The organism is Streptomyces sp. NPDC088733, assembly GCF_044751185.1.
Taxonomy (GTDB): domain Bacteria; phylum Actinomycetota; class Actinomycetes; order Streptomycetales; family Streptomycetaceae; genus Actinacidiphila.
Window position 1 is genome coordinate 109,765 of the sequence record NZ_JBIVLH010000021.1, and the last position, 17,177, is coordinate 126,941.

Genomic DNA, 17,177 nt, shown 5'->3' on the forward strand with positions numbered 1-17,177 from the left:
CAGGCACGTGACCCGGCGCCCGGGGCGAGCCGCGCTCGTCCGAGGAACGCCCGTGCCCGCACCGCGATCACGATCCCCAGCCACGCCCGGGCCGCCGGCCAATCTGCGGCACGTCCCCGGAACGGGCTCGGCCCGATGAGCCGCGCCCCGGCGATACGGCAACCGGGCGGGCGACACGAGGCCTTCGCCGTTCTTCCGCTCCCGTCACGGCATGTCAGCGAAACGGGCCGGACGTCGACGTTCCCCGCACCCTTGCCGCTCAGGTCGCCTCCCGGAGCGACAACAGCCTCGCACCACGCTCGCGCACCAGCGCGCCGCAGGGCCCGTCGTCCGAGGCCGAGTTCACGTCCGGCACGGCAACGGCCGGATGCGGTCACCGGGCCGAAGGCCCGCGGGGTCAGGGCGACGGGGGCGTCGCCGGCGCGAGGCGGGGGAAGAGCGGGGTGGGTGGCGGGAGGGTGCCGTCGGGGGCGGCGGCGCACTGGGCGGCGATGCGGGCCGCGGCGTTCGGGAGGAAGGGGGCGAGTTCCTCGCCGAGGGTGCGGCAGGCGTCGAGGAGCGCGGCCAGGACGGCGTCCAGGCGCGCCCCCGCGGGGGCGTTGCGGTCACGGCGTTCGGCGCGGGCGAGTTCCCAGGGCCGGGTCTCGTCGATGCAGCGGTTGGCCTCGTCGACGATCCGCCACACGGCGGCGGCCGCGCCGCGGAAGTCGACCTCGTCCAGCGCCCGGGCGACGTCCGCCGCGGCGTCGCGGCAGGCCGCGCGCAGGCGTTCCGTACCTGGCTCCGGTACCCCACCCGCGGGCGCCGTGCCGCCGCGGAAGCGGTGGACCATGGTGACGACCCGGTTGACCAGGTTGCCGAAGCCGCCCGCGAGGTCCGCGTCGGCGCGGGCGACGAGCCGTTCACGGGTGAAGTCCGCGTCGCCGGTCCTGGGGACCTCGCGCAGCAGCCACCAGCGCACGGCGTCGGTGCCGCAGGCGGTGGTCAGTTCGACGGGGTCGACGGTGGTGCCCGCGGACTTGCTGATCTTCCGGCCGTCGACGGTGAGGTAGTCGTGGACGAGGATGTCCGTGGGCAGCGGCAGTCCGGCCGACAGCAGCATGGCCGGCCAGTAGACGGCGTGGAAGCGCAGTACGCCCTTGCCCACCAGGTGGACGCGGCGTCCTTCGCCCGCCCACCACCGCTCGTACTCCGGCGACCCCTGGCCGCCGTAGCCCAGGCTGGTGACGTAGTTGCCGAGCGCGTCCCACCACACGTAGACCACCTGGCCGGGGTCGCCGGGCACGGGGATGCCCCAGCCGCGGGCGCGGTGCTGCGAACGGGAGACGGAGAAGTCGCGGAGCCCGCGGGCGAGGAGGGCCAGCACCTCGTTGCGGCGGGCGGCGGGCTCGATGCGCAGCCGGCCGTCCTCGATCAGTTCGCGCAGCACGCCGGTCCAGCGCGACAGCCGGAAGAACCAGTTCTCCTCCGCGACGCGCTGCGGCTCGGTGCCGTGCTCGGCGCAGCGCCCGTCGACCAGTTCGCCGGGGGTCCAGAACTGCTCGCAGCCCACGCAGTACAGGCCCTCGTAGTGCGTGCGGTACAGGTCGCCGGCCGCCGCGCACCGGTGCCACAGCCGCTCCACGCCCGCGCGGTGCCGGGGGTCGCGACTGGTGCGGATGAAGTCGTCGAGCGACAGCGCGAGCGGCCCGTCGAGCGCGGCGAAGGCCGCGGCGTTGCGGTCGACGAACTCCTGCACGGGGACGCCCGCGGCCTCGGCGGCGAGCACGTTCTTCAGGGAGTTGTCGTCGGTGCCGCTCAGGAACCGCACGGGCTCGCCGGCGCGGCGGTGGTGCCGGGCCAGCACGTCGGCCTGCACCAGTTCCAGCGCGAAGCCGAGGTGGGGGCGGGCGTTGACGTACGGGATCGTGGTGGTCACGTAGAACGGGGCGGGTGCGGGACCCGGGGGGTGCGTGGTCATCGGAACCTCCTGCGAAGGGGGGCGGGGCTCCGACGCGCACAACAGCCGAGGCCCCGGTCCAGGGCCTCGGAAAACGCGACGCGTCCGACTCAGCAGCCCCGGCAGCGGGGCATCATGCGGCGAGGGGATGCGGTCGCGATCATGCCGCGATGGTAGCGGAGCGCGGGCCGGGGCCGCCCGCCATTTCCCGCCGGGCGCGGCTCAGCGCAGTTCGCGGAACCACTTGACCAGGAAGGCGGCCAGGTAGAGCGCGTACACCGCGAACAGGGCGGTGTAGGCGGCCAGGAAGACCCGCGGCGCGCCCAGGGTGAGGAAGAGCAGGCAGAAGACGCCGTAGTCGACGGGCAGCAGGGCGACCGCGCGCAGCCGGGACGGCGCGGGGGCGGCCGGCGCACCGGCGGCGGGCGCGGCCTTGGGCTTCAGCTTGTCCGCCAGCAGGCCCCCGCAGAAGAGCAGGACGGCGGCGAGCTGGAAGCCCAGCGGCACCAGCAGCCAGCCGTCGGAGGGCAGGTCGAAGAAGCGGTGGAAGGAGATGAGCACCGCGGAGTGGACCGCGGTGATCTTCGCGGCGTCCACGACGTGGTCCAGCCACTCCCCCGCCGGGCTGCCGCGGCCCAGCAGGCGCGCCAGTTGGCCGTCCGCGGAGTCGAAGGCGAAGCCGACGACCAGGCCCAGCCAGACGGCGACGGCCAGCGGCCAGGACGGCCCGGCCAGGGCGAGCGCGGCAATCGCGCCCAGGCTGAAGGCGGCGCTCACCAACGTGACCTGATTCGGCGTCAGCCGTACCCGGTAGGCGCCCGCGGCGAGCACCCGCCCGGCCGGCCGGTTCACGTACCGCGAGTACAGCGACACGCCCTTGGCGGACTTCTGCGCGGTGCGCAGCTCGCGCAGCGCGCCGGCCATCGTCAGCGTCACGTATCCCCCCGCGCCATGCCTCATTCGTGTGTTTCACATCATGGCAGGGTCCGGTCGGATCAGGGACCGGATGTCATGTCACGCGGGTGAGCAGCAGGGCGATGTCGTCGCTGCGGGGGGCCGCACGGCGGGCCTGTTCGACCAGGGTGTCGGCGAGTTCGTCCAGCGAGAGGTCGCCCGCGCGGTCGACGTGGTCGGCGAGGGCGGCGGTGGCCTCGTCGAGGTCGACGCCGCGGGCCTCGACCAGGCCGTCGGTATAGAGGACGAGCAGGGTGCCCGGCGGCAGCGGGATCTCGATCGTCGGGTAGCGCGCGGCGCGGTCGACGCCGAGCAGCGGCCCCGGCGGCACCCGCAGCAGTTCCGTGCCGCCGCCGGGGTGCCGCAGCAGCACCGGGGGGTGGCCGGCGGTGGCGAGGTGGGCGCGGTTCCTGGCCAGGTCGAGGTGGGCGTAGAAGCAGCTGGTGAGCAGGCCGGGGTCGAGGTCGACCAGGAGGCGGTTGGAGCGGGCCAGGACCTCGCTGGGGGACGCGCCCGCGGTGGCGCGGACGGCGGTGCGGACCTCTCCCATGAGCGCGGCGGCGTTGACGTTGTGGCCCTGGACGTCGCCGATGGTCAGGGCGGTCATCTGCGCGCCGAGGCTGATGACGTCGTAGAAGTCGCCGCCGATGTCGATGCCCTGGGTGGCCGGGAGGTAGCGGGCGGCCACGTCCAGGCCGGCGATCTCGGGGAGGGCCCGGGGCAGCAGGCGGGCTTGGAGGGTGATGGCGAGGTCGTGCTCGGCGTCGTAGAGCCGGGCGCGGTCGAGTGCCTGCGCGATCAGGCCGGCGATGGAGGTGAGGACGCTGCGCTCCCCCGGCGGGAAGGGGTGCGGCCGGTCGTAGGCGAGCACCATCGTGCCGACGGGGCGGCCGGAGGCGATCAGCGGCAGGAAGGCCCAGGCCGCCTTGGTGTCGCGGACCTCGGCGGCGGGGTAGAACCGGCGCAGTTCGGCGACGGTGGCGAAGAAGCCGGGGACGCCGGTCCGCATGACCCGTACGGCGGGGTTGCCCATGCTCAGCGGGGCCATGTCGAGTTCGGCCATCAGCTCCTCGGTGTACCCGCGGTAGCCGATGATCCGCAGCCGGTCGCCCTCCGCGGTCAGCAGGGAGACGCCCTGCACCCCGAAGACGGCCAGCATCTGCTCCATGACCTGGTCGATGACGTCCTGCTCGCCGACGGCCTCGGTGAGCGTCGCGGCCAGGTGCAGCAGGTGGTAGAGCGCCACCGCCCGGTCCTGCGCGCCGGTCTCGGGCAGGCGCGCGGCGGGGGTCTCGGCGTCCACGGGGGCGGGGGCCGCCGCCACGCGGGCGCTGATGCCGGAGGGGTCCGGGTACAGCTCGAAGGAGAGCCAGGCGTCGGGCGGCCGCAGGGTGGTGAGGGCGGCCGGCCGCAGGCTGATGAGCGCGCCGCGGCAGCTGTCCTCGAAGAGCGGGTCGCCGAGCCAGGGCAGGACGTTCCATGGCCGGTGCCCGAGCAGCGCGGGGATCTCCGCGCCCAGCAGGTCGGCGGCGGCCCGGGTGACGAAGGTGAACCGGCCCTCCAGGTCGAGCGCGAAGGACGCCTCCGGGAGCCGCTCCGCGAGGCCGGCCGCCGCCAGCGCCTCACCGGGCCCGTGGACGCGGGTCCGGTGGGGCGACAGCATCCTGGGCTCGTGCCCCCAGGGCGGCGGGGCTCCCTCGTCGGCGGCCTCCCGCAGCAGTACGCCGAGGTGGTGGCAGGCGGCCCGAACGGTGCTGCGCTCCCGCAGCGACATCTGCGGCGCGTGGGAGCCGGGCAGGAAGAGCACGAGGCCGCCCCAGGTCCTGCCGCCGGAGGTGATCGGGGCGGCGGCGAGCGCGAACTCGTACGGGAGCACCAGGGCGATCCGGGGGTACAGCCGTGCGGTCTCCTGGGGGCCGCCGAGCCAGACCAGCCGCTCGTCGCGCACCGCGTCGGAGACGGGGGTGCGGTGGGCCAGTCCGATGCGCGCCCACAGCCCGGCGAACGACTGCGGACCGCCGACCAGCGTCGCCAGGCTCAGCGTCTCGCCGTCGGGGGCCAGCAGGTAGACCAGGCCGATGGACGCGCCGGTCTCCCGGGCCACCTGGAGCAGTGGGGGGTCGAGCAGCTCCGGTCCCGGGCGCGGGGCAGCGGCCCCGGTGCCGTCGGCGTCGGTGGCGACTCCGGCGGGGTTCCGCATGCTGTCCCCTTCCGGCCGCGGACCTCACCCCCCGAACAATCGAACCGTCCCCTTAATGACGATATTCCACTTTCGCGAGGTCGGCGGCGCCGGGCACGGCCGCGCTCACGCGACCCCGAGCGCCCGGGCGAACCGGGTCCCCACGGCCGCGCGGGGAGCGCTTCCGTCGCGCCAAAGGCGGCACGGGTGCACCGAGTTGGCGAGCAGGACGAGGAACGAGTCGGTCGCCGGGTCGATCACCAGGCTGGTCCCGGTGAAACCGGTGTGCCCGGCCGCGCCGCGCCCGGCGAGGGCCCCCATGAACCAGGCCGCGTCCGTCTCGAAGCCCGGGTACGGCCCCCCGGCGTCGAGGAGGGAGCGGCACAGCAGGGCGAGGTCCCAGGCGGTGGAGAACAGGCCCGCATGGCCGGCGACGCCGCCCATGGCGTACGCGTTCTCGTCGTGCACGGAGCCGCGCAGCATGCCGCGGTCCAGCCGGCCCCAGGGGCGGCGCTGGTCCTCGGTGGCGGCGATCCGGGGCAGCCAGGAGGCGGGCGGGTTGTAGCGGGTGTCGTACATGCCGAGGGGGCCGGTGATCTCCTCGCGCACCAGCGCGTCGACGGACTCGCCGGTCTCGCGTTCCAGGGCGTGCTGGAGGGCGATGAGGTTGAGGTCCGAGTAGACGCGCCCGGCGCCCGGCGCGGCGACCGGCTCCTCCTCCCACAGCAGGCGGGCCCGGGCCTCCGCGTCGGCCCGGTCGTAGAAGGGCAGTTCGGGACGGAGCCCGGAGGTGTGGTCGAGCAGCTGCCGCACGGTGATGCGCTGCTTGCCCGCGGCGGCGAACTCGGGCACGTAGTACGCCACCTCGCGGTCCGGCTCCAGCCGGCGCACGGCGACCACCGCGGTGAACAGCTTCGTCAGCGACGCCAGGTCGAAGACGGTGTCGGGCCGCATCGGCACCCACTGCTCCCGGGGCAGCTCGACGCCGCCACCCGATCCCTCGTCGTACCCGCGGTAGCGCACCGCCCAGCCCGCGGCCTCGTGGAGGGCGACGGTGCCGCCGCGCCCGGCGAGTACGACGGCCCCCGCGCACCAGGGATAAGCGGAGGCGGGCGAGGGTTCCAGAAAGGGGGTGATGTCCCCGACGAGCCGGTTCAACTCGTCCGCGCGCAGCTCCGCGTCAGGGCAGGTACCTCTCGACAACCGCGGGGCCATGCTCCTCCAGCAACTTGCGGGCCTGTTCGAGCCGGGCCGGAGTCGGTTCACGTCCGGAGGCCATGACCAGGTCCTCCGGATCGATCATGTGTTCGGACCCGGTGTGCAGGCAACTGTCCGCGGTCTTCCAGGCCCACTTGCTCTCGTCGATCGGCTCGGTCATCACTGCCTCCTGACTCGGCACGGCAATGATCGCAGGGATCACCGTGCATCCACAGTACGCCGCCAGGGGCGGCACAGCCCGACGAAGCAGACCGCCGCGGCCAGCACGCTGCCCAGCTGCACCAGCGCCATCGGCACGGCCGAGTCCTCGCCCGCGACACCCACGAGCGGCGAGGCCACGGCGCCCACGAGGAAGGAGGTCGTGCCCAGCAGCGCGGAGGCGGAACCGGCCGCGTGCCGGGTGCGCATCAGCGCCAGGGCGTTGGTGTTGGGCAGCACCAGGCTCATCGCCGACATCAGGACGAACAGGCCCGCGGCCACCGGCAGCAGCCCGACCCGGCCGAACACGCCGGAGGTCATCGCCAGCAGGGCGAGCGCGGCCAGCGTGATCACCGCCAGGCCCACGGCGACCACCTTGTCCATGCTGACCCGCCCCACCAGCAGCTTGCCGTTGACCTGGCCCAGCGCGACCAGGCCGATGGAGTTGAGACCGAAGAGCAGGCTGTACGTCTGCGGGGAGGCTCCGTAGATCTCCTGCACCACGAACGAGGAGGCGGAGACATAGGCGAAGAGGGCGGCGAAGGTGAACCCGGCGGTGAGCATGTAGCCGGTGAACGCCCGGTCGGCGAGCAGCCCGCGCATCGTGTGCAGGGTCTCCCCCAGGCCGCCGCGGTGCCGGTCGGCCGGGTCCAGAGTCTCCGGCAGGGAGCGCCACACCACCAGGATCAGCAGCGCGCCGACCACCGTGAGCACGACGAAGACCCCCCGCCAGTCGGTGAGCCGCAGCACCTGGCCGCCGATGACGGGGGCGACGATCGGCGCCACCCCGGAGATCAGCATCAGCGTGGAGAAGAAGCGGGCCATGGCGACCCCGTCGTACAGGTCGCGGACGACGGCCCGGGCGATGACGATGCCCGCGGCGCCGGTCAGGCCCTGGAGCAGCCGGAAGGCGATCAGCAGCCCGGCGCTCGGGGCGAACGCGCACACGGCGGTCGCCAGCACGTACAGGACCATGCCCGCCAGCAGCGGGCGGCGGCGGCCCCAGCGGTCGCTCATCGGGCCGACGACCATCTGGCCGAGGGCCAGTCCGGCCAGGCACGCGGTCAAGGTGAGCTGCACCGTGACGGCCGGGCTCCGCAGCGACTCCGTGACCTGCGGCAGCGCCGGCAGATACATGTCCATCGACAGCGCGGGGAGCGCGGAGAGGGCGCCGAGGACGAACGTCACCAGCAGTCCGGTAGGGCCTCCTGGGCGGTCTGCGGCGCGTCGTACCGGGGTCGGCGGCCGCGGTGTGGATATCTGGTCGGGCGGGATCGGGCCGGCTTCCGGCATCTGCGTCTCCGTGGTCGATGAATCGTTCTCTATGCTCTCAGCCATCGCAAGGTGGATGAGACCAGGTGGGGGCAGATCCGTGAGTGATTCAGTCGGTGGTTCCGTCGGCGGTGCCGGCGGACCCTCTTCCGCCGGGTCCGGGCGCAGGATCCGGTGGGGCATCCTCGCGACCGGCGGCATCGCGTCGGCGTTCGCGAGCGACCTGCGGGAGCTCAAGGACGACGCGGAGCTCGTCGCCGTCGGCTCGCGCAGTACGGAGGCGGCGCGCGCCTTCGCCGACCGTTTCGAGGTACCCCGCGCCTACGGCAGCTGGACCGCGCTCGCCGACGACGAGGACCTGGACGTGGTGTACATCGCCACCCCGCACTCGGCGCACCGCGTCGCCGCGGGACTGTGCCTGCGGGCCGGGCGGGCCGTGCTGTGCGAGAAGCCGCTCACCGTCAACGCGGTGGAGGCGCGCGAGCTGGCCGAACTCGCGCGCGGGCACGGCCGCTTCCTGATGGAGGCGATGTGGATGTACTGCAGCCCGGTGATCCGCCGGCTCACCGGCCTGGTGGCCGACGGGGCGATCGGCGAGATCCGGGCGGTGCACGCGGACTTCGGCCTGGCCGGGCCGTTCGAGCCCAGCCACCGGCTGCGCGACCCGGCCCAGGCGGGCGGCGCGGTGCTCGACCTCGGCGTCTACCCGGTGTCCTTCGCCCATCTGCTGCTCGGCGAACCGGACGAGGTCCAGGCCTGGGGGCACCTCACCCCCGAGGGCGTCGACGACGCCACCGGCATGGTGCTCGGCTACGACAGCGGCGCGATGGCGGTGCTGAGCTGCTCGCTGGCGGCCGACACGGCCCGCACGGCGGTGGTGACCGGGACGACGGGCCGGATCGAGTTCCCGCGCGGCTTCTTCTACCCCGAGCACTTCGTGCTGCACCGCGAGGGCAGCGAGCCGGAGGTCTTCGGCCCGCTGCCCACCCCCGCGGGCGGCCCGCGCGGGCTGCACGGCCTCCAGCACGAGGCCATGGAGGTCATGCGCTGCCTGCGGGCGGGCGAGACCGAGTCGCCGCTCGTTCCGGTGGAGGGCAGCCTCGCCGTGATGCGGACGCTCGACACGGTCCGCGACCGCATCGGCGTCCACTACCCCGGCGAGGCCTGACCCGGGCGAGCGACCCCCTCGACGCCCCGGCCGGCGGCGGATCCCCGTGCGGGACGCCGCGGGCCGGGGCGATGTCCTCGACACGGCGGGCAAGGCGCAGCCGAGCGTCGGATCGCTGTGGTGGATCTGCGCGCGGGGTACCGGGCCTCCGCGGGGCGCGCACGGCACCCGGACCGGCGGCGAGGCGCCGGCCGGGAGGGTCCCGCGGGGCGAACGCGCTACGCGGCGCCGTGCGCCGGGGCGATGTCCTCGATACGGCGGGCGAGGTCGAAGTCCTTGGCCGTGAGCCGGCCGCCGGCCGCGTGCGTGGTGACCGTGACGCCGACCGTGTTGTAGCCGAGCGTCAGATCGCTGTGGTGGTTGACCTCGTCCTGGATCTGCGCGATGTGCACCACGAAGACCGCGCCCGGCAGATGCGGGAGCCGGTAGGTGCGCTGGAGGCTCACGCCGTCGTCGGCCAGCGACCAGCCGGGCAGCTCGGTCAGACGGTGCTCGATCTCCTCGTGCGGCAGGGGCTCTGCGTAGGGCGCCATGCGCCCATCGTCGCACCGCCCGCCCCACGCGGCTACGGACGCCCGCGGGGCCGCGGCCGCCGTGACCGGTGCCCGTACGGGCCGGCCGTCCCGCCGGACGTGCTGCCGTAGGCGAGCGCGGACGTCACCGGGCCGGAGGCGGTCGCAGCGTCCGCCGTCCCCGCACCCCGAGGTCGCCCGGGCCGGGCCCCCGGCCAACCCGCCGGACCCGCTGCCGCACGACGACGGGCGGGCGGGGACGTCACCGGCCGCAAGGACCACCGCCGACCCGGGCAACGGCCGCCGGGTTGACCGCCGACACCGCGCGCCGGTGCCAGGTGGACCTCCTCCCCCACGGGCCGGGGCCCCGCCCGGCCGATGCGACGACGACCGCGGAGACCGACGGACGTCACCCGCCCGGAAACGACGGCCTCCGCCGGCACCGCGGGCCGGGACCTCGCGGGCCTCCCCCCACGCGAGCCTCGTCGCACCCGCCATCCCGCCAGGCGAACTGCGTGACAACGACGGGCGCACGGTCGTGGACGTCACCCGCCGGGAGGGGGACCGCCGGCCCACGCGACGACCGCCGGGGCCACCGCCGTCATCCCGACGGACGTCACCCGCCCGGAAGCGACGGCCTCCGCCGGCACCGCGCGGGCCTGCCCCTCCGCGGGCCGCGCCGTCCCGCCGAAGGCGCTGTCGACGGGCGGGCGCGTCACCGGCCGCAAGGACCACCGCCGGCCCACGCGCCGGCCGCCCCCGCCGGGCGAGCCGTCGGACGACGGCCGTGCGGGCCCGCATCGCGGGCTGCCGTGACCGGATTGATCACTTCCGTTTCCCCGGGCGGCCGCCCGCACCGCACCGCGCGCGGCGGATCGACATCGGCGGTGCCGCAACCGACACGACCGGACACGGGGCGGACGGATTCCCGCAGGCGAACGGCGGCCTCGTACCCGAACCGCGCAGGGAGGTGATCAGCGCGGCCCGGACGGTTCTCCCGTCCGCCGGAGGCGAACGCGCAGTTCGCGACCATGATGGCGACGAAGGCGCCCCGCACCGGAGGCGGCTGAGCCTGGCAGAGAACGACCAATTCGCCTATGGAATCGGTCAAGTGCGAAATACGTCCCATAGGACCGCTTGCGTCGCGTTACGTTGCGGCATGCTCTCCAAGCACCACCGTGACGTATGGTCAGAACCACCACCCGTGGACGATCCGGAAGCCGGTACCGGGGTCGACGATCCCGCGACCGAGGTCATATCGCTGCCCGGACCCGTCTTCGTCGATTCCAGCGGGCGACGGGCCCGCGTGGTCCGCAGGGCAGGCTGGGCCATCGGCGCCGCCTGTTCCCTCTACACGGCCGCCCTCGTACTCAGCCTCTCCGGCGCGACGCCGATCGCGCCGAAGACGCTGTTGCCGCTGCCAGGGGTACCGAGCACAGCGCCGGACGACGCCGGCTCCTCGGGGACGGGAGAAGTCGACGTACCGGCCGACCAGGCCGCTCCCCCGGCACCGGCAGGGCTGTTCCGGGCGGGGACGCACACGACTCCGTCCCCGTCCGGCGGCGCCCGGCCGCGGCCGACCGCCTCCGCCGGCCCGCGCACCACGCCCAGCGGCCATGCCTCCGGCAGCACCGGCCCGAAGACCAGCACGTCGCCCACACCGCGCGTGACCAGGAGCGGCCCGCCCCCGGCGTCTCCGACGCCCAGCGCGACGGCGAGCTCGTCGGGCGGTCCGTCGGCCTCGGCGTCGTCGACGCCCTCCGCCCCCTCCTCCTCCGGGCCCGCGTTACCGCCCGCCGGGGGCACCGACCAGCAACCGCAGAGCGGCCCGTGATACCCCTGCGGCCACGGCTCGTCATTCCCGTCCTCGCACTCGTCGTGCTCGTGTGCGTGCTGCTGCTCGGCGGCTACGTCCGCGGCGACTTCGAGGCCGACCACCGGGTGCACCCGCCGGTGGCCACGGACAAGGTCCCCGAGGCGGTGCTGGACGGCGGGCCCGTGGTGGACTCCACCGGCGACCGCCCGCGCTCGTACCGCACGCCGGACCGTACGATCGCCCTCACCTTCGACGACGGACCGGACCCGGTCTGGACGCCGGAGGTGCTCGACGTGCTGCTGCGGCAGAAGGTGAAGGCCACCTTCTTCGTCACCGGCAGCAACGCCGCCCGCCACCCGGACCTGATCCGCCGGATGGTGCGGGAGGGGCACGAGATCGGCGTGCACACGTTCGCCCACCCGGACCTGGTGTACCAGTCCCCGGGGCGGGTCGACCGCGAACTGTCGCAGACCCAGCTCGCGCTGGCGGGGGCGGCCGGCATCCACAGTTCGCTGTTCCGGCCGCCGTACTCCTCCACCGCCGACGCCCTGGACGACCTGTCCTGGCCGGTCGTGCAGCAGGTCGGCCGCAAGGGCTACGTGACCGCCTTCATCGACCAGGACGCCGAGGACTGGCGCCGGCCCGGTGTGCAGGCGATCGTCGACGGCTCTCTCCCCAAGAAGCCCGGGAAGGGCGCCATCGTGCTGATGCACGACGCGGGCGGCGACCGCTCGCAGACGGTGGCCGCGCTCGACCGGCTGATCCCGCTGCTCAAGGAGCGGGGCTACCGCTTCGAGACGGTCGGCGAGGCGGTCGGGGCCAGCTCCACCAACCACCCGGTCGCCGGGGCGGAGTTGTGGCAGGGGCGGATGTTCGTGGCCGCCGTGGAGCTGTCCGAGGCGGCCGTGCCGGCGCTCGCCGTCCTGCTGGCCGGGGTGGGTGTGCTCGTCCTGGCCCGCTTCGCCGCGATGCTGCTGCTGGCCCGCCGGCACGCCCGGCGCCGCCGGGCGCCCGGTTTCCGCTGGGGACCGGCCGTCACGGAGCCGGTCAGCGTCATCGTGCCCGCCTACAACGAGAAGGAGTGCATCGCCCATACGGTCAACTCGCTGGCCGCCGGGGAGCATCCGATCGAGATCGTGGTCGTCGACGACGGGTCGGGCGACGGCACCGCCGACATCGTGGAGGCCCTCGGCCTGCCCGGCGTCACGGTGGTGCGGCAGCCCAACAGCGGCAAGCCGGCCGCGCTCAACAACGGCGTCGCGCACGCCCGGCACGACCTGATCGTGATGATGGACGGCGACACGGTCTTCGAGCCGGCCACCGTCCGCGAACTCGTCCAGCCCTTCGCGGACCCGCGGGTCGGCGCGGTCGCGGGCAACGCCAAGGTCGGCAACCGCAGCCGGATGATCGGCCGCTGGCAGCACATCGAGTACGTGATGGGCTTCAACCTCGACCGCCGGATGTACGACCTGATGCGCTGCATGCCGACCATCCCCGGGGCCTGCGGGGCCTTCCGGCGCGACGCGCTGCGCGACGTGGGCGGCATGAGCGACGAGACCCTCGCCGAGGACACCGACGTCACCATGGCCCTGCACCGGGCCGGCTGGCACGTCGTCTACGCCGAGCGGGCCCGCGCCTGGACCGAGGCGCCGTCCACGGTCCGGCAGTTGTGGAAGCAGCGCTACCGCTGGAGCTACGGCACGATGCAGGCGATGTGGAAGCACCGCGGCGCGGTGCTGGACCGCGGCCACTCGGGCCGGTTCGGCCGGGTGGGGCTGCCGCTGGTGGTGCTCTTCCAGGTGCTCGCCCCGCTGCTGGCGCCGCTGATCGACGTCTTCGCGGTGTACGGGCTGGTGTTCATGGACCCGTTTCGCACCGCGGTCGCGTGGGCCGCGGTGCTGGGTGTGCAGGCGGCGTGCGCCGCGTACGCGTTCCGGCTCGACGGGGAGCGGCTGCGGGACCTGTGGCCGCTGCCGCTCCAGCAGGTCCTGTACCGGCAGTTGATGTACCTGGTGCTGCTCCAGTCCTGCATCACCGCGATCAACGGAGGCCGGCTCGGCTGGCACAAGCTGCGCCGCACGGGCGAGGTCGGCACCCCGCCCGTGGCCGCCGGGAGTGAACGGTGACACCGCGCCCGCCCGACCACACCTTCCCGGAGGACCCGATGCACGCCCACGATCCCCGCGGCGCCCGCCCGGCGGGGCCGCCGCCGGTGCCCGGCCCCGGGGGCGGGCGGCGGCGGCGCGCCCTGGTCACCGCGGAGCACGGCGCGACCGTCGTCGTCGACGCGCCGGAGCGGGACGCGGCGCCGGCCGGGGCCCCCGCCGCAACCGCCGCGAAGGAGGCCCCCGCCGCGGGAGGCGGCGGGGGCCGGGACCGCTACCTCGACCTGCTCCGGGCGCTGGCCCTGGTGCGGGTGGTGGTCTTCCACACCTTCAACTGGGCGTGGCTGACCTTCGCCTTCCCGTCCATCGGCGTGATGTTCGCGCTCGCCGGCTCGCTCATGGCGCACTCGCTCAAGCGCCCGGCGGGCTCGGTGCTGCGCAGCAGGGCGCGGCGGCTGCTCGTGCCGTACTGGCTCTTCGCGGCGGTCGTCGTGGCCGCCATGCTGGTGCACGGCTGGCGGATCCACTCCTGGCCGCGGATGCTGCTGTGGGTGCTGCCGCTGGCGGACCCGCCGCGCATCGCGTGGGCCGAGCAGGTGACGGACCCGCTGTGGTACATCCGCACCTACCTGTGGCTGGTCCTGCTCTCCCCGTGGCTGCTCAAGGCCTTTCGTGCCGCGCCCAGAGCGTGCCTGGCGGTGTGCGGGCTGCTGGTCGTGCTGGCCCAGTACGACCGGCTCCCGCTGACCGAGCCCGCGCTCACCCCCGCCGTCGACCTGGTCACCTTCGCGGCGTGCTGGCTGCTCGGCTTCGCGCACCGGGACGGGCGGCTGGACGCGCTGCGGGCCCGCACCGTGCTGGGCCTGGCGGCGCTGTGCCTGGCGGCGGGCGGCTGGTTCGCCCTGACACACCCCACGGACGAGGGCTTCGACCTCGGGGAGATCCCGCTCGCGCAGGCGCTGTGGTCGGTCGGTTTCGTCCTCGTCCTGCTGCGCTTCCGTCCGCGCCGGCTGACCCGCGTCCCGGTGGCGGACGGCGCGGTGGGGCTGCTCAACGCCCGTGCGGTGACGGTCTACCTGTGGCACGAGGTCGCGCTCGTGCTCAGCGTCCCGCTGATCGACCGCATGTGGGACGTGCCGTTCTTCGAGGCCCATCTGCCGCTGGACGCCACCTGGTTCCAGTTCCTGATGGCCTGGCCGCTGATCGGCGCGGCCATCGTGCTGGCGGGCTGGGCCGAGGACGCCGCCGCGCGGTGCAGGCCGCACCCGTGGCCGACGGGGGGCGGAGGGCGCCGCGCACGTGCCCGCCGTCGTTTGTGAAGGATTCGTGCGCTGATCGCGTACGTCCTGTGTACGCTAACGCTCCTTGTTCGCAACGCCCTTGGGGGGAACCCGCACCATGCGCACCCGTACCACGCTGACCTGCCTGCTCACGGCGATATCCGCGACCGCCGCCGCGCTCGCCCTCGGCGCCCCCGCCGCGGAGGCGGCCGGCTCCGTCCACCTCGCCAAGATCTACTACAACAGCCCCGGCGCCGACCGCGGCTCCGCCGCGAGCCTCAACGCCGAGTGGGTCACGATCACCAACTCCACGTCCCGCGCCGTCAGCCTGAAGGGCTGGACGCTCACCGACGCCTCCCGCCACACGTACACCTTCGGCGCGTACTCCCTCGGCGCCGGCAAGACCGTCAAGGTCCACACGGGCTCGGGCCGCAACACCGCGGGCAACCGCTACCAGAACCGCGGCTGGTACGTCTGGAACAACGACAAGGACACCGCGACCCTGCGCAAGGCCGGCGGCGCGAAGGCCGACACCTGCAGCTACAACAGCACGCGCGCGAACTACAAGAACTGCTGATCTGCTCCCGCGCTGCGGGGATCTGTTCCCACCGTGCACAGCCGCGCCGCCGGGCCCCTCGGGCCCGGCGTGCGTGAAGCGGCAGACGAGCCGAGCCGTACGCCGGGTTCTGTGTCCCGGTCGGCCTCGCGGCCGGCCGGGCGACGGCCATCCATCTAGGACCGGCGTTGCCGCCGGCCTCGTGCGGTCTACCCGCGGACTCGGGCGGGCAGCCCTCGAACGTCCGCGCAGAGCACCTGTTACGGCGCTCCTCTTGACCTTGCTCCAGGTGGGGTTTACCTAGCTGCCCAGGTCACCCTGGGCACTGGTGGTCTCTTACACCACCGTTTCACCCTTACCGGGGGCCTTGCGGCTCCCGGCGGTCTGTTTTCTGTGGCACTGTCCCGCGGGTCACCCCGGGTGGGCGTTACCCACCACCTTGCCCTGTGGAGCCCGGACGTTCCTCGGCAGGACCGGGGTCCTGACGCGGCCGTCCACTCGGCTCGTCTGCCGTCCCGCCATGCTACCCGGCGATCATGCGGGGGCGAAAAGCAGCGTGCGGCGCTCCACGTCGGCCTCGGTGAGCCGCACGCGCAGCGGCTCGCCGAGCGCGAGGGGGGCACTGCCGCCCCGGACGCGGGCGACGACGGCGGGGTCGCAGAGGTGGACCGTGCCGGCGGTGGGGTCGTTCTCGCGGACGTCGATCACGTAGGCGTCGAAGACCTCGCCCACCCGGTCCTGGAGGAGGGCGGCCTCCACCACGGAGAGGGAGGCGCTCTCGATACGGGAGGCGAGCTGCGAGCCGGTGCGCATCCGGTGCGGCAGGTCGCGGTAGGCGTCGGTGACCCACTCCGGCAGGGTGCGGTCCGCGGAGGCGGCGAGGCAGAACTCCCCGGCATAGCGGTCGACCAGCCTGCGCAGCGGCGCCGTGCAGTGGGTGTAGGCGTCGGCGACGGCGGCGTGCAGCAGCGGCGAGGCCGGGTGGCCCGGCCAGAACGGGGTGTAGTCGGCGCCGCGGAAGAGGCTGGTGGCCTCGTGCAGGAAGGCGGCGTGCCCGGTGCGGGCGGGGTCCAGGGAGCGGATCAGCTCCGCGTACGAGGTCATGTGCGGCCAGTCGATGTGCAGGGCCCGGGCGACCCTCCGCAGCCGGGCGACCTCGCCGTGCGGGGCGAGCGGGAGGGTGCGCAGGATGCCGGTGCCCGCGGCGATCATCAGACCGGCGGCGGCCATGCCGGCCAGCAGCGAGATCTGGGCGTTCCAGGACTCGGCGGGCAGCGGCGCGCGGTACTCCAGCGCGTAGCCGTCGCCCTGCTCGACGACCTCCTGCTCGGGCACGTCGAGGGAGATGCCGCCGCGCGCCCGCTCCTGTTCCTGGCGCAGCCGGCCGATGGTCCGCAGCAGGGCCAGCGGTTCCTCGGCGGTGCCGTCGTCGAGGTCGCGCTGGACGCCCGCGTAGTCGAGCCGGGCGCGGCTGCGCACCCGGGCGCGGCGGACGTCGACGCCGGTGACGCCGCCGTCCGCGTCCAGGTCGATGCGCCACAGCACGGCGAGCCGGTCCCGGCCGGGCAGCAGGCTGGCGGCGTCCTCGCTCAGCACGGTGGGGTGCAGCGGGACGCGGGTGTCGGGGAAGTAGAGCGTGGTGACCCGGCGCTGGGCCTCCGTGTCGACCGCGCCGCCGGGGGCGACGAAGGCGGCGACGTCGGCGATCGCGTAGTGCACGCGGTAGCCGCCGTCGCGGCGGGCCAGGTGCATCGCCTGGTCCAGGTCGCGCGAGCCGGGCGGGTCGATGGTGAACAGCGGCAGGCCGGTGGCGTCCTCGTGGCCGTCGACGCCCGGTGTGCGGGCCGCCTGTTCGGCCTCGGCGAGCACGGCGGGCGGGAAGGCGGCGGGCACGTGGAGTTCGGTGCGCAGCGCGCTGAACGCGGTGCGCAGCGGCTCGCCGTCGGCGGCCTTCACACGCAGGGGGCGACGAGGCATGGG

12 protein-coding genes, 1 other RNA gene and 1 pseudogene are annotated in these 17,177 nt (G+C 74.5%); 4 read left to right on the plus strand and 10 right to left on the minus strand.

The features are described from left to right. Nucleotides 1–397 precede the first annotated feature (397 nt). The 6 genes and pseudogenes from ACIP64_RS30890 to ACIP64_RS30915 all read right to left on the minus strand — a co-directional run bounded on the left by ACIP64_RS30890 (nt 398) and on the right by ACIP64_RS30915 (nt 7,781). Complete coding sequence (locus ACIP64_RS30890; protein WP_401593054.1) at nt 398–1,960, minus strand: methionine--tRNA ligase; 1,563 nt, start codon at nt 1,958–1,960, stop codon at nt 398–400. A gap of 201 nt (nt 1,961–2,161) precedes the next feature. Then, nucleotides 2,162–2,863, minus strand: coding sequence for a CDP-alcohol phosphatidyltransferase family protein (locus ACIP64_RS30895; RefSeq protein WP_401593128.1), 702 nt, complete (start codon nt 2,861–2,863; stop codon nt 2,162–2,164). An 85-nt stretch (nt 2,864–2,948) separates the two neighbouring features. Then, complete coding sequence (locus ACIP64_RS30900) at nt 2,949–5,093, minus strand: SpoIIE family protein phosphatase (protein WP_401593056.1); 2,145 nt, start codon at nt 5,091–5,093, stop codon at nt 2,949–2,951. Nucleotides 5,094–5,204: 111 nt separating this feature from the next. After that, nucleotides 5,205–6,287, minus strand: a pseudogene (locus ACIP64_RS30905) (serine hydrolase domain-containing protein); the annotation flags it as partial. Beyond that, the gene (locus ACIP64_RS30910; RefSeq protein WP_360913503.1) at nt 6,253–6,450 is read right to left on the minus strand and encodes a hypothetical protein; all 198 of its coding nucleotides are present in this window, start codon (nt 6,448–6,450) and stop codon (nt 6,253–6,255) included. The gene ACIP64_RS30910 and the pseudogene ACIP64_RS30905, both read right to left, overlap by 35 nt. Before the next feature lie 38 nt (nt 6,451–6,488). Continuing rightward, entirely contained in the window at nt 6,489–7,781 is a 1,293-nt protein-coding gene (locus ACIP64_RS30915) for a multidrug effflux MFS transporter (RefSeq protein WP_401593130.1), read from the minus strand. Nucleotides 7,782–7,929: 148 nt separating this feature from the next. Here ACIP64_RS30915 and ACIP64_RS30920 point away from each other — a divergent pair, with 148 nt between their 5' ends. After that, complete coding sequence (locus ACIP64_RS30920; protein ID WP_401593132.1) at nt 7,930–8,928, plus strand: Gfo/Idh/MocA family protein; 999 nt, start codon at nt 7,930–7,932, stop codon at nt 8,926–8,928. A gap of 218 nt (nt 8,929–9,146) precedes the next feature. On the opposite strand, the gene ACIP64_RS30925 is transcribed toward ACIP64_RS30920, so the two are convergent. Together ACIP64_RS30925 and ACIP64_RS30930 are read right to left on the minus strand one after the other, a co-directional pair. Further along, nucleotides 9,147–9,461, minus strand: a complete 315-nt coding sequence (locus ACIP64_RS30925) for a 4a-hydroxytetrahydrobiopterin dehydratase (RefSeq protein ID WP_401593058.1) — start codon at nt 9,459–9,461, stop codon at nt 9,147–9,149. Nucleotides 9,462–10,790: 1,329 nt separating this feature from the next. Continuing rightward, nucleotides 10,791–11,246, minus strand: coding sequence for a hypothetical protein (locus ACIP64_RS30930; protein ID WP_401593060.1), 456 nt, complete (start codon nt 11,244–11,246; stop codon nt 10,791–10,793). Nucleotides 11,247–11,270: 24 nt separating this feature from the next. Here ACIP64_RS30930 and ACIP64_RS30935 point away from each other — a divergent pair, with 24 nt between their 5' ends. The 3 genes from ACIP64_RS30935 to ACIP64_RS30945 all read left to right on the plus strand — a co-directional run bounded on the left by ACIP64_RS30935 (nt 11,271) and on the right by ACIP64_RS30945 (nt 15,218). Next, nucleotides 11,271–13,382, plus strand: a complete 2,112-nt coding sequence (locus tag ACIP64_RS30935) for a bifunctional polysaccharide deacetylase/glycosyltransferase family 2 protein (protein WP_401593062.1) — start codon at nt 11,271–11,273, stop codon at nt 13,380–13,382. Continuing rightward, nucleotides 13,379–14,680, plus strand: a complete 1,302-nt coding sequence (locus ACIP64_RS30940; RefSeq protein ID WP_401593064.1) for an acyltransferase — start codon at nt 13,379–13,381, stop codon at nt 14,678–14,680. Before ACIP64_RS30935 ends, ACIP64_RS30940 begins: the two co-directional genes overlap by 4 nt. A gap of 79 nt (nt 14,681–14,759) precedes the next feature. Further along, nucleotides 14,760–15,218, plus strand: coding sequence for a lamin tail domain-containing protein (locus ACIP64_RS30945; RefSeq protein ID WP_401593066.1), 459 nt, complete (start codon nt 14,760–14,762; stop codon nt 15,216–15,218). 82 nt (nt 15,219–15,300) lie between these two features. Here ACIP64_RS30945 and rnpB read toward each other — a convergent pair. After that, nucleotides 15,301–15,703, minus strand: an RNA gene (rnpB, locus tag ACIP64_RS30950) — RNase P RNA component class A. 28 nt (nt 15,704–15,731) lie between these two features. Continuing rightward, nucleotides 15,732–17,174 carry an RNB domain-containing ribonuclease gene (locus tag ACIP64_RS30955; RefSeq protein WP_401593068.1) on the minus strand — a complete coding sequence of 481 codons (1,443 nt, stop codon included), beginning with the start codon at nt 17,172–17,174 and terminating at the stop codon, nt 15,732–15,734. Nucleotides 17,175–17,177 lie beyond the last annotated feature (3 nt).